This is a genomic window from Dactylosporangium siamense, from assembly GCF_016862795.1.
Taxonomy (GTDB): domain Bacteria; phylum Actinomycetota; class Actinomycetes; order Mycobacteriales; family Micromonosporaceae; genus Dactylosporangium; species Dactylosporangium siamense.
In genome coordinates, this window is record NZ_BONQ01000081.1 from 130,672 (window position 1) to 142,351 (window position 11,680).

Here is an 11,680-nt window from a genome sequence, read left to right on the forward strand (position 1 = left end):
CTTGCGTCGGAAGCGATCCGAGCCGGGATCTGGTGACGGGGTTCGATGTCGTTATCGTGACCCGACGCGCGGACCGGGCGCGTCTCCTGCCGTGCGATGTTGGCCGGCGGCCGGGTCCAGGCGCGCGCCGATCGTCCGTGCGGCGGCGAACGACGCCCAGGCGGTGGTGTCCAGCAGGGCCAGGTCGCCGGGGTGGTGCCGGCGGAACTCGGCGATCATGCCGGCGTCGACCCGGTAGGAGGCGAACGCCGTCAGCAGCGCGAGCCGGGCCGCGGCCCGGTCAGGTGGGGGCAGGTGACCGATCAGCGGCTCGCACCAGTCGGTGCCGAGGCCGGGATCCGCGCCGTCCCAGTCCTCCAGCCGGTCCGACACGATCTGGCGCACGGCCGCCGGCACCGACCGCGCGCCGGCGGCGTCGAAGGCCGCGTACGTGCGGGCGGCGGTCTCGGCCATCACCGCGCTGCCGGCGCTCCAGCCCGCGTCGGGCGGCGGCGGCGCGGGCGGCAGCAGCGAGAGCGTGCGTCCCTGGGTGCGCGGCGCGCGCAGCGTCGCCCGCATGAGCCGGCTCACGCCGCGCTTGAACCGCACCCGGGCGCGCGGACCGAGCCCCGGCGGCAGCAGGTGGTTGGACAGGTACACGTTGACCATGCGGCTGAGGTAGTGCAGTCCCACCACCACACCGGCCAGTTCGGCCCACCCGGCCGTGCCCGGCCGGTGCCCGGCGAGGCCGGGATGGGTGTCCAGGTGCGCGCCGCGGGCCCAGGTGGTGGCCGCGCGTACCGGCGTATCGTCCACATCGGACAGATGGTCCGTGGCGACCGCCTCGGCGGAGACCTCGGTGGACAGTTCGTAGAGGGTGACGCTGTGCATCTCGACGCAGTAGGGGCAGGTGTTCGCCAGGGCGACGGTGGCCGCCACCGCCTCCTTGACGTCGCGGCCGACGGCGCCCTCGACCAGCAGTGGTTCGCGGACGATCGCCCAGTACGCGGCCAGCAGGTCCGGCGCCGGCGAGTGCAGCAACGCGGGCGGCACCACCAGGAGCAGTTCGTCCTCGACCTGTTTGTAGATCTCGGACACCAGTCCGGTCGCCGCCGTCGGCTGGACCGGCGTGACGTACCTGACCTGACGTTGCGCTACCGATGAAGCGACCCGGCCGGCGATCATCCCGTTGCACCTCCTGGGTTCCACGCGGTGGTCGGATGGCCCCGCACCGCCCTTCCAGTATTCGGCCGGCCGGCCGCCGTGGCCCGGCCCGCGGCGCGATAGCGCATGCTCGGAGAAGTCGGGGCTGCGCAACGCCGAAGATGCGTCCGTGGCCACCATCCGGCGACGATCGCCACATGACCTCGCTGTTCGCGCACGCCACCAGGCGGATGTCACGGGACCATTTCCGCTACGTCGAGCCGGTCCGGCCGCGCTCCGCGACCGGGCTCGTGGACACGGTGTACGGCCAGATCGAGGCCGAGTTCGGGATGTTGGCGCCACCACTCGTGCTGCACGCACCGGTGCCGGCGACGCTCGCCGGAACCTGGCTGATCCTGCGTGAGGTCCTGCTCGCCCCGGGAGTGGTGGGCCGGGACCGCAAGGAGGCCGTCGCGGCCGCGGTGTCGCTGGCGAACCGGTGCCCGTACTGCGTGGACGTGCACGGCACGACGCTGCTGGGGCTGTTGCGGGACACCGACGCCCGCGCGCTCGCCGATGGCCGGACGGCCGACGTGGCGGATCCCGATCTGCGGGCACTGCTGCGGTGGTCGCAGGGCGGTGCCGGACCGGACCCCGCGTTTCCGGCCGAGAGCGTGCCGGAGCTCGTCGGCACGGCGCTGACGTTTCACTACATCAACCGGATGGTGAACATCTTCCTGCGCGACTCGCCGCTGCCGCCGGTGTCCGGCAGCGCCCGGGCGGCGGTGCGGGGCGGCGCCGCGCGGGTCCTGGCCCGCATCGCCCGCCGCGAGGTTCCGCCCGGCGCCCATGCCGACCTGCTCCCGGCCCGTCCGCTGCCGCCGGACCTGTCCTGGGCGGCCGGCCGGCCGCTGCTCGCGGACGCGCTCGCCTGTGCCGTCGCGGTCATCGACGAGGGCGGCGCCCGCGTCGTCCCGCCGGCGGTCCGTGGACTGCTGACCGGTGCCCTCGCCGACGGGGTCACCGAGCTGCCGCTCGCGGGCGGCGAGGCGTGGCTGGCCGCGCGGACCGCCGGGCTGGACGAGGCGGACCGGGCCGCGGCGCGGCTGGTGTTGCTGACGGCGTTCGCGGCGTACCGGGTCACCGACGCCGTCGTCGAGGAGTACCGCCGGCCCGGCCGCGACGACGCCGCGCTGGTCGACCTCACCTCGTGGGCGAGCATGACGACGGCCCGCCATCTCGCCGCCGGGCTGGCCGGGACGGCCTGAGACAGCGCGAGGCGTGCCCGGGCTCAACCGGGCACGCCTTTGCGCTGAGTCTCACTCTGCGGCGGGCTCGCGGCGGGCCTGGGAGCGCGGTCCGGGCCGGCTGATCAGCAGCAGCAGTACACCGAACACGACGGCGCCGTCGACGAGTAGCAGGACCGCGTTCAACGGATCGATGCCGTGCTGATGGGTCTCCGGCGCCGCGTTGGCGGGCCGGGCCACCGGCGGCGCGCCGGTGCCGACGCTGAAGCTGAGCTGTCCCACCGCTTCCTCGCCGTTGCTGAGCACGACGTGATAGGTGACCGTGAAGTCGCCGGCGCCCCGCACGGTCACCGGCCGTCGCAACACGTGCCCGGCCGCCGTGAGGTCGCCGCCGGCCACCTCGGCGCCGCCGCCGTCGCGCACGCTCACGTGCGACAGCGCGGGATCCGGCGTACCGGACATCGACAGTTCGATCCGGTCCGGCGGCGTGGACAGGGCGGCCCCGTCCGCCGGTGCGGTGCTCAGCACGGCCGGCCGGCGCGCCCACGCGGCGGTCGGGGACAGCAGGGCCGCTCCGGCCACCACGGTCAGCACGATGCATCCGGCGAGCCGGAGTGCGGTGCGTGTCGTCATCGTCATCCGCCTTTCACGGTGTACCGGCTGCGCCGGCGGGGACAGCTCAACCGGTCGCGGTGCTCACGGCCGCCCCGTATCCGTGCCGGACGATCAGCTCGGCGGAGGCCGTGTAGGCGTCGGGATCCTGCGGCGCGAACGTGCCGAGCCCGTCGACGTACCGGTTGAACATGCAGAACGCCGCGGCGATGAGGACCGTGTCGTGGATCTCCACATCGGAGGCTCCGAGCGCACGGGCGTCGCCGACCATCGCGGGCGTCACCTCGCGACCGGAGATCTGGACGGCGCCGGCGATCCGCAGCAACGCGCGCAGCTTCGCCGAGATCGGTGCCCGGTCGGGGTCCGCACGCACCTGGTCGACCAGCGGCATGCCCTGGTCGAGCTGGGCCGCGGCGAACGCGGAGTGCGACGAGCAGCAGAACGCGCAGTGGTTGAGGCCGGACACGTACGCCGCGATGAGCTCCCGCTCGCCGGGCGGCAACGTGTTCGGCGCCCGGAGCAGGACCTCCGCGAGTTCGTTGAGCGGTTTCGCGGTCTCCGGGCGGTAGCGCATCGGGCCGGTGATGCCGGGCGCCGTCTTCTCGTCGACGCCGAGGTCGATGTAAGCCATGTCGTGCTCACCTCCGGTGGTTCGGTCGGGTCAGGCATTCCACGGTGCGGTGGGGAACCACAGATAGCCGAAACGGCCCAGCAGCCGCAGTTCCCAGTACCCGAGCATGAACAGCGCCGCGATCAGGAACGCGCCGGCGGTCAACGCGGTGATGCGCGCCGGACGCGCCGCCAGCCAGCGGCGCAGCCGCCCGCCGATCAGGTACGACAGGGCCAGGAACAGCACCGCCATCACCACGATGTTGCCGACGGACTGCAGCGTGAACGCGAACGCGCCGTACCACGGGTCGTGGGTCTCCGCCGCGTGCCGGAACATCGCCCGGAACAGCGGATACGGGCGCCCGATCAGCAACCCGCCGATGAGCACGCCCATCAGCACCAGCGGCGCGTTCGGGAAGCGGCGCGACACCGGGCCGAGCGGGTCCGGGATGTACTTCAGCGCCGACAGGCCCATGATGAGCATGACCAGCCCGATGATCCCGAACACGATCATCGCCTGCAGGATGCGCGGGCTGACGCTGCTGAACGACGCGGTGGAGAACTGCGGCATGCGCGTGCCGACGAGGCCGACGATCGCGCCGTACACGGCGGACACCGGGATCATGCCGACCGCCAGCCAGCCCAGCGGCCGCAGCGTCTGCAGCAGCCGCTGCGAGCGGCTCGCGGTGTGGCCGACCATGGGCGTGACCGCACCGAAGACGGCGATGTTGCAGGCCGTGAACGAGCCGGCCAGCCCGGTCACGAACGCGAACAGGATGCCGGCGCCGATGCCGTCGATCGGGGTGGTGTTGGCGTCGTGGCCGAGGATGCCGTTGGCGACGTTGAACCCGATCTCCCGGTCGACGAGCTCGGAGGACCAGGCGTAGGCGATGAACAGGCCGACCACCACGCTGACCAGCAGCACCAGCCAGCGCCGCCGGGGCAGGATGCCGTTGACGAACAACGAGGTCTGGCCCGGCGGGAACGGGTCGGGGGATCGGTCGCGGATTTCCGCCGGGGTCGAGACTTGGCGTGTCTGGGTCACAGTGGGCTCCTTCTGGCAGTGCAGAGCGTCGATTCCATTGCACCCCTCCCGGTGGCGATCCCGGTTCTCCTGCCTTGCTCTGCGGCGCATCGCGACCGCAGACCGCACGCTCGAAGAGGCCCCGCGCGGGCACGCTGCCTTAGCTTCGGTGGTAGTCACCCATCCCTGTGGAAGGAGGTTGACCTGTGCGTCTCACAGCGGCGCTCAACGGCAGGCATCACCAGGCCGCGCTCAACACGTTCATGGTGGTCGTGCTCGCACACTGGGCCGAGCACCTCGTGCAGGCCTGGCAGATCTGGGTGCTGCACTGGCCCCGGCCCAAGGCACGCGGCCTGCTCGGTGAGCCGTTCCCGTGGCTCGTGACGTCAGAATGGATGCACTACGGATATGCCCTGGTCATGCTGATCGGGCTGTTCCTGCTGCGACCCGGCTTCGTCGGCCGCGCCCGCACCTGGTGGACGGTGGCGCTGGCGATCCAGTTCTGGCACCACATCGAGCACCTGCTGCTGCTCATCCAGGTGCAAACGCACCACAACTTCTGGGGCCAGCCGGTGCCGACCAGCATCCTGCAGTTGGCCTTCCAGCGGGTCGAGCTGCACCTGTTCTACAACTCGATCGTCTTCGTCCCGATGGTGATCGCGATGTACCTGCACCTGCGCCCCAACCCGCGCGAACTACGAGCGATGGACTGCTCGTGCATCGGCCTCCCGGTGGGATCACGAGGGTTCCGCGAACCGGTCCCGACCGGCGCATAGGAGCTCCGCGGACCCCGGTGTAGCTGCCGTCCGCACGATCCGACTGCGGAACAGACCGACGACGCAGGTCGCCGGTCTGTTCCGCGTCGGACGTACACAGTCTGCTTCGGCGGAATCTGGATGTGTGCCGACCGCCGCCGTCGATATCGTGGCCGGCATGGCCATCGCTCGCTTGCCGCTCATCGTCATCGACTGTCCCGATCCTGGTGCGCTCGCCAGGTTCTACGGCGCGATGCTGGATTGGAAGGTCGAGGTTTCCGCCGACCGGGCTTCGGCCTGCTCTGAGCGTGGCCAGTGCATCTCCTTCCATCGGGTGGCCGAGTACACGCCGCCGACGTGGCCGACCCAGGAGCGGCCCCAGCAGATGCACCTCGATGTGATCGTTGACGACCTCGACGCCGCCGAGTCGGCAGTGATCGAGCTCGGTGCCACCAGACATCCGGACCAGCCGGGCACGTCCTACCGGGTCTTCCTGGACCCGGCAGGTCACCCGTTCTGTCTTTGTCTGCACTGAGCAGCGTGGGCGACGGGTCACGGCCGGACGTTGCGCACGTGACTGCTATCCGAGCCTGGCCAACTCGTCGGCGGACAGCCTCAGCGCGCCGGCGGCGATGTTCTCCGCGAGGTGGTCGGGGTTGCCGGTGCCGGGGATGGCCAGCACGTGCGGTCCCTGGTGCAGGGACCAGGCCAGGCGGATCTGGTGCGGGGTCGCCGAATGGGCGGCGGCGACGGCGAGGATGGCTTCGTCGTGGTCGTGGGTCGCGCCGGCCTCGCGCTGCGCGCCGGCGATCGCGAAGAACGGCACGAACGCGACTCCTCGCTGTGCGCAGATCCTGACGAGTTCGTCGTCGGTCCGGTTGATGTCGATCGCGTAGCTGTTCTGGACACCCACGACGGGCGCGATGGCCTGCGCCTCGTCCAGATGCTCCAAGTGGACGTTGGACAGCCCGAGGTGGCGGATCAGCCCGGCCTCACGCAGCTGTGCGAGGGCGCCGAAACGCTCCGCGAGCGAATCCCGGCCCGATCGTTTCATGACCCGCAGATTCACCACGTCGAGGTGGTCGCGGTCGAGGCGGCGGAGGTTCTCTTCGACCTGGTGCCGCAACTGGGCCGCGGTGGTTGCCTCGTAGAAGCCGGTCGAGGGGTCGTCGCCGGGCCCGACCTTGGTCGCGATGACGAGGTCGTCCGGGTACGGCGCGAGCGCTTGGCGGATCAGATCGGTCGCGTAGCGGACCGGGCCGGTTCCGACATCGAGGGTGCCGCCAGGGGAGCGGTAGAAGGCGGCGGTGTCGATGTGGTTCACGCCGAGCTCGACGGCCCGGCGCAGCACCCTGATCGCGAGTTCCCGGTCGGGGTTCGCGGTGATGCGCATCGAGCCGAAGCCCATCCGGTTGACAGTGCGGTCGCCGAGCGTCCAGGTGCCCGCGGCCGATGCGGTGATGTCGTCGGTAGGCATCTGCCGAAGCTAGCCGATAGGCGTTGACCTGCGCGGTCGGCTTCGCACCCGATACCGGAACGCGCTCGGCCCCGGTACGTTTGTTGGACTGGGTGAGCTGCGGGCGCGGTCAGGATCGCGGCGCCGGGTGGCCGGACAGGGCAGCGCGCGGCGGGTGTCACCCCGCATACTCGTGATCGTGAGCTGGCCCGAGGACTGGCAGGCGCGAGTGGATGGGACGGCGTGCGGGTTCTGCGCGGAGGGACGTCCACAGGAGTCGGCGGTGGGGTTGCGCATCTATGCTGGCGATGTCAGCGATGCGTATCTGTCCCGGCGGGCGATGGTGCGGGGATACGCGGTGGTCATCTGGCGGGGCCGGCATGTGATCGACCCGCACCACCTGTCCGCGCAAGAGGCTGCCAGCTTCCACCTGGAGACGTTGCGGGTCGGTGCGGCGCTTGAGCGGTACTACGAACCGCTGAAGATCAACTATTCGACGCTGGGCAACCGTGTGCCGCATCTCCACACGCACGTGACCACGCGCTACTGGGACGATCCGGCACCGGGCGGCCCGCTGCCCGACGGGCCGAACTATGAAGTGCCACCGGACCAGCTCGCCGCCGACGCTGCCGCCCTCCGTCAGGTCCTGCACTGAGCGCGCTCGAAGCCCGGCACGGCCGGGAGCGCTTCAGCCGTGGCGGTAGCGCAGGGCCGCGTGGTGCGTGTAGGCCAGGTGGCGCATCGCGGTGAAGGCCACGCCGAGCATGACGCTGCGCACCACCGCGGCGGCGCGGTCGGTCCGTTCGGCGTCGGCTCCCGCGTCGCGGTGCGGCAGCAGGTCGAGGTCCTGGACCGCCAGGCGGTCGGCCGCCTCCGCGTAGGCCAGGAGGAAGTCGCTGTCGCAGGCGCCGCCGAGCTGGCGCAGGACGCCCAGCGCCTGCCCGAGCCGTTCGCGGCTCGGCGCGTCGGGTCCAACCTGCCAGCCGAGCTGGTCGACGAGGTCGTCCACTGTGGACCCGCTGGCCGGCTGGGCGGCCATGTCGTCCACTGTGGACCCCGTGGCCGGCTGGGCGGCCGCGTCGGGCTCGGGCTCCCGGCCCAGCAGGACGCGGGCCACCTGCTCGTACAGCTCCGGCACCGGCAGCGTGTCGTCCTCCAGGACGCCCAGGATCTCCCGCACCGTGGACAGGTCCAGCCGGCTGATGGTGGTGAACGCCCTGATGAGCCGGAGCCGCCGCAGGTGCGCCGGACCGTACTGCGCCTGGTTGCGCCCGGTCGCCCGGCCCGGCGGGAGGAGCCCCTCGCGCAGATAGAACTTGATCGTCGGGACCGGCACGGCCGAGCTGCGGCTGAGCTCCGAGATCCGCATCGCGCTCCTCGATTCCCCTCGGGCCGTCAGGCCGCGCGCCGCTCCCCGGGCACCAGCGCCGCCGCGCGGTCACTGGACTGCGCGGCCGCGCCGGCCCGGGCCACCGCCGCCTCGCGCGAGTTGAGCAGGGCGAGCAGGACCGGCGGGTCGATGACCTGGATCGGCTTCAGCGCCAGGTCGATCTGGATCGAGGTGTCCCGGCGGACGGTCAGCGGGCCCTCGGTGCCGACGCACACGGTCGGCACCTGCGCGCGGGCCTCCGGGCAGACGCTCGTGGACTGGGCCAGCAGGTACCAGGCACCGACCGGCACCGTCTCGAAGCAGAACGCACCCGGACGGTTGAGCACCGCACAGCGCGCCGGCAGGCCCTCCGGGATCCGGTCCGGGAACAGCCCGACGAAGATCTGGTCGTCGGCCTCGGCGCACGGCGCGTCGACCTCGCCGTACACCCGGGCGTTGGACACCGCGGCGAGCTGGGTGGGCGTGTTGGTGGGGATCCGGCCACCGAAGCCGATCTGCCGGCGGTAGGTCGTCGGGGACATGCCGACGCTGCGGCTGAACCGCGAGCTGAACGTGCCGATGCTGTTGTACCCGACCCGCAGGCTGATGTCCGCGACGTTCAGCGACGTGGACACCAGCAGCTGCTTGGCCCGCTGCAGGCGCAGCGCGGACAGGAAGCGCCCCGGTGAGACACCGGTGGAGCGCTGGAAGATCCGGGTGAAGTGGAATTTGCTGAACATGGCGGCACGCGCGATGTCGTCGATGGTCAGCTGTTCGCCGAGGTTCTCCTGCATGGTGTCGATCGCCCGCCGTACCGCCTGCTCTGCCGGATCCACAATGCCTCCGCTCGCTACCGCTGTGCCCGCTTGTATACATCGAGTGATGTCATCACTCCGTTTGGACGCTATCGACAGCGGCGCACCCGGAGCAACTCCGCGGACCGGGTCTGGCAGAAATTCGCAATCGTGAAGATGTCCGGGTTCAGTAGATGAACGGCTGGGTAGCACCTGGACGAACGGGGGATGTCTTCGCGGCCGCGCTCAGGCCCCCACGGCCACCGCCCGCAACGACGAGCTGGTGCCTTCGGGCAGGTCGCCGATGTAGGTGACGGCGACGCCCCGCTCCTGCGCCGTCCGGACGATGCCGGCGACCGCCCGCTCGGCGAGCGCGGCGATGGTGAGCGCGGGGTTGACGGTGAGCGCGCCCGGCACCGCCGAACCGTCGGTGACGAAGATGCCGGGGTGCCCGCGCAGCTCGTGCCGGTCATCCAGGGCCGAGGTCTCCGGGTCGTCGCCGATGCGGCAGGACGCCAGCGGATGCACGGTGTAGGCACCGACCAGGTCGTTGGTCCACGGCGCCACCTTGGCCAGCCCGTCGCGCTCCAGGATGTCCTTCACCGCCGCGTCGGCGAGGTTCCAGCCGCGCCAGGTGTTGGCCGTCGGCCGGTACCGCAGCGGCCCGTGGCCGAGCATCTGCTGCGAGAACCGGTGGGCGTTGCCGGTCTCCGGCGGCGGTCCGAACACGCCTTCGTTGTCGTCCTCGGACATCGTGAAGATGGTCAGCCACGACTGCCAGCGCCGCAGCATCTCCTTCTTCTCCACGCCGAACCATCGCGGGTCGCCGTCGTCCGGCGTCTGGGCCAGGATCGTGCCGAGCCCGGGCGGGAAGTACAGCTGCTCGAGGGAGAACCGTTCGAACTCCGGCAGCGTGCCGTCCAGGCGGTCCCAGCTGGCGACGGTGGGGCCCCGGCCGATCTGGTTGGCCGCGTAGGCCTGCCCGTCGCCGCGCGTGAGGCCGAGCACCTCGCGCACCCGGTCCTCGTCGAACACGGCGGTGTTGAGCCGCTCACCGTTGCCGGAGAAGTACCGCCCGGTCGCGTGCGGCATCGCGCCCAGCGTGTCAGCCGAGCGTTGCAGGATCACCGGGGTGGCGCCGGCACCCGCCGCGACGATGACCACCTTGGCGTCGATGGTGCCCGCGTCGTGCAGGATCCGGTAGTCCGAGTCGTCCACGACGCGGAAGTGGACCCGGTAGCCGCCGTCGTCGTTGCGGGTCAGGTGCTGCACCTCGTGCAGCGGCCGGACCTCGGCGCCGTGCGCCACCGCGGCCGGCAGGTAGTTCAGCAGCAGCGAGCGCTTGGCGTCGAACCGGCAGCCCGCCATCATCCAGTTGCAGTTGGTGCACCGCTCCACGTCGACGGCCGCCGGCGAGGGGTTCGCGGTGTGTCCGGCGTGCGCGCAGGCGGCGGCGAACAACCCGCCGGCGTAGGGCACCTTGTCCCACGTCTGCATCGAGACCGGCAGCGCCTCGGACACCCGGTCGTACCACGGATCCAGCACGTCACGGGTGATGGACGCGGGCCACATCCGGCGGCCGATGCTGCCGTGGCGCTCGAACACGAACCCGGGCGCCCGCGGCATCGTGGCGAAGTAGACGACGCTGCCGCCGCCGACGCAGTTGCCACCCAGCACGCTCATCCCGTCGCCGACGACGAAGTCGAACACGCGCGTGTAGGACGAGCCGAGCTTGAAGTCGTGCTCGAACTCCTCGCCGGACAGGTGCGGGCCGCGCTCCAGCACGACGACGCGGGCCCCGCCGGCGGCGAGGTGGTAGGCGGGGATCGCGCCGCCGAAGCCGCTGCCGATCACCACGACGTCGGTTGATTCGATGCTGCTCATGCGGGGCTCCCGGTGGCGGTCGTGTCGGGGTGCAGGTCGGCGAGCGGGCGGCCGTAGGAGTAGTCGGGGAAGCGGTTCAGCCCGTCCTCTCCCGGCGGCTGGAAGCCGATGGTCAGCAGCCCGGGGTGCCCGGCGGCGAAGGCCTCGGCGGTGCCGAGGTGACTGGCGCTGTCGAAGGCCATGTTGCTGAACAGCGCGAGCCCCACCCAGACCTGCTTCTCCGGGTGCCCGGGCGTGGTGAGCTGCTGCACCAGCGCGGCCCGATGCTCGTACGGCAACGACACGAACGCCGGCACGCCGTCGTCCAGTGCCACACCGTGCGCCTCGGCGTACTCGGTCGCGTGGTCGTTGAGCCCGAGGACCAGCGCGTCGAGCGCCTCGGAGATCCCGCCGGCCGGCTCCTCGAGCAGCTGCAGGGCGCCCGAGGCGACGGCGCCGCCGCCGGCCGCGACACCCGCGACCGCACGGTCGTCGGGCGAGCGCTTCTCGCCCGGGACGATCGTGTCGGCGAACGCCTCCAAGGTGGCGACCCTCGCCGGATCCTGGTTCTGCGCTTCGGTTTCCACAGCATCGCCTCCTGTACAGGGTCCTCCCATCGTCACGGCGTCCGGACGGCGGCGGCATCTTCTGCCTTGCGGTCGCGGGGCTTCTGTGGCGGTATTCACCCTTGCGGTTCTTGCATTGTGCGCACCCGCTCGCGACGCGTTGCAAGACTTCGATGTCGATGAATACTTGAAATCGTCGCGCCGGCACATCTGCCGGCAACCCCGCACTGGCGAAGAAGACTGCGCACCGACACCGGGGAAAG

Annotated in this window: 13 protein-coding genes; 4 read left to right on the plus strand and 9 right to left on the minus strand. The window is 71.4% G+C overall.

Going from position 1 to position 11,680, the window contains the following annotated elements:
* Positions 1 to 51 precede the first annotated feature (51 nt).
* The gene (locus tag Dsi01nite_RS26060; RefSeq protein ID WP_203848882.1) at positions 52 to 1,164 is read right to left on the minus strand and encodes a carboxymuconolactone decarboxylase family protein; all 1,113 of its coding nucleotides are present in this window, start codon (positions 1,162 to 1,164) and stop codon (positions 52 to 54) included.
* Positions 1,165 to 1,340: 176 nt separating this feature from the next.
* Here Dsi01nite_RS26060 and Dsi01nite_RS26065 point away from each other — a divergent pair, with 176 nt between their 5' ends.
* Positions 1,341 to 2,390: a carboxymuconolactone decarboxylase family protein gene (locus Dsi01nite_RS26065; protein WP_203848883.1), complete on the plus strand. Its 1,050-nt coding sequence runs from the start codon at positions 1,341 to 1,343 to the stop codon at positions 2,388 to 2,390.
* 51 nt (positions 2,391 to 2,441) lie between these two features.
* On the opposite strand, the gene Dsi01nite_RS26070 is transcribed toward Dsi01nite_RS26065, so the two are convergent.
* Genes Dsi01nite_RS26070 through Dsi01nite_RS26080 form a run of 3 tightly spaced genes read right to left on the minus strand, consistent with a single transcriptional unit; the run spans position 2,442 to position 4,635 of the window.
* A complete protein-coding gene (locus tag Dsi01nite_RS26070) occupies positions 2,442 to 3,002 on the minus strand; it encodes a copper resistance CopC family protein (protein WP_203848884.1) in 561 nt (186 codons plus the stop codon).
* 46 nt (positions 3,003 to 3,048) lie between these two features.
* Positions 3,049 to 3,612, minus strand: a complete 564-nt coding sequence (locus Dsi01nite_RS26075; protein WP_203848885.1) for a carboxymuconolactone decarboxylase family protein — start codon at positions 3,610 to 3,612, stop codon at positions 3,049 to 3,051.
* Between the two features lie 30 nt (positions 3,613 to 3,642).
* A complete protein-coding gene (locus tag Dsi01nite_RS26080; protein ID WP_239136175.1) occupies positions 3,643 to 4,635 on the minus strand; it encodes a hypothetical protein in 993 nt (330 codons plus the stop codon).
* A 185-nt stretch (positions 4,636 to 4,820) separates the two neighbouring features.
* Here Dsi01nite_RS26080 and Dsi01nite_RS26085 point away from each other — a divergent pair, with 185 nt between their 5' ends.
* Together Dsi01nite_RS26085 and Dsi01nite_RS26090 are read left to right on the plus strand one after the other, a co-directional pair.
* Positions 4,821 to 5,390, plus strand: coding sequence for a hypothetical protein (locus tag Dsi01nite_RS26085; protein WP_203848886.1), 570 nt, complete (start codon positions 4,821 to 4,823; stop codon positions 5,388 to 5,390).
* A 124-nt stretch (positions 5,391 to 5,514) separates the two neighbouring features.
* Entirely contained in the window at positions 5,515 to 5,904 is a 390-nt protein-coding gene (locus Dsi01nite_RS26090; RefSeq protein WP_239136176.1) for a VOC family protein, read from the plus strand.
* A 45-nt stretch (positions 5,905 to 5,949) separates the two neighbouring features.
* Here the strand turns inward: Dsi01nite_RS26090 and Dsi01nite_RS26095 are convergent, their stop codons facing one another.
* Positions 5,950 to 6,846: an aldo/keto reductase gene (locus Dsi01nite_RS26095; protein ID WP_203848887.1), complete on the minus strand. Its 897-nt coding sequence runs from the start codon at positions 6,844 to 6,846 to the stop codon at positions 5,950 to 5,952.
* A gap of 178 nt (positions 6,847 to 7,024) precedes the next feature.
* Here Dsi01nite_RS26095 and Dsi01nite_RS26100 point away from each other — a divergent pair, with 178 nt between their 5' ends.
* Positions 7,025 to 7,480 (plus strand): HIT family protein, encoded by a 456-nt coding sequence (locus tag Dsi01nite_RS26100; RefSeq protein WP_203848888.1) that lies wholly within the window; start codon positions 7,025 to 7,027, stop codon positions 7,478 to 7,480.
* 33 nt (positions 7,481 to 7,513) lie between these two features.
* Here Dsi01nite_RS26100 and Dsi01nite_RS26105 read toward each other — a convergent pair whose 3' ends face one another.
* The 4 genes from Dsi01nite_RS26105 to Dsi01nite_RS26120 all read right to left on the minus strand — a co-directional run bounded on the left by Dsi01nite_RS26105 (position 7,514) and on the right by Dsi01nite_RS26120 (position 11,438).
* Complete coding sequence (locus Dsi01nite_RS26105; RefSeq protein ID WP_203848889.1) at positions 7,514 to 8,194, minus strand: MerR family transcriptional regulator; 681 nt, start codon at positions 8,192 to 8,194, stop codon at positions 7,514 to 7,516.
* A 26-nt stretch (positions 8,195 to 8,220) separates the two neighbouring features.
* Complete coding sequence (locus Dsi01nite_RS26110; protein ID WP_373318837.1) at positions 8,221 to 9,033, minus strand: helix-turn-helix domain-containing protein; 813 nt, start codon at positions 9,031 to 9,033, stop codon at positions 8,221 to 8,223.
* A 201-nt stretch (positions 9,034 to 9,234) separates the two neighbouring features.
* On the minus strand, positions 9,235 to 10,872 hold the full coding sequence (locus Dsi01nite_RS26115; protein WP_203848890.1) for a GMC family oxidoreductase N-terminal domain-containing protein: 1,638 nt from the start codon (positions 10,870 to 10,872) through the stop codon (positions 9,235 to 9,237).
* Positions 10,869 to 11,438, minus strand: a complete 570-nt coding sequence (locus Dsi01nite_RS26120) for a DUF5987 family protein (protein ID WP_203848891.1) — start codon at positions 11,436 to 11,438, stop codon at positions 10,869 to 10,871. The genes Dsi01nite_RS26115 and Dsi01nite_RS26120 overlap by 4 nt, the downstream gene beginning before the upstream one ends.
* Positions 11,439 to 11,680: the final 242 nt, after the last annotated feature.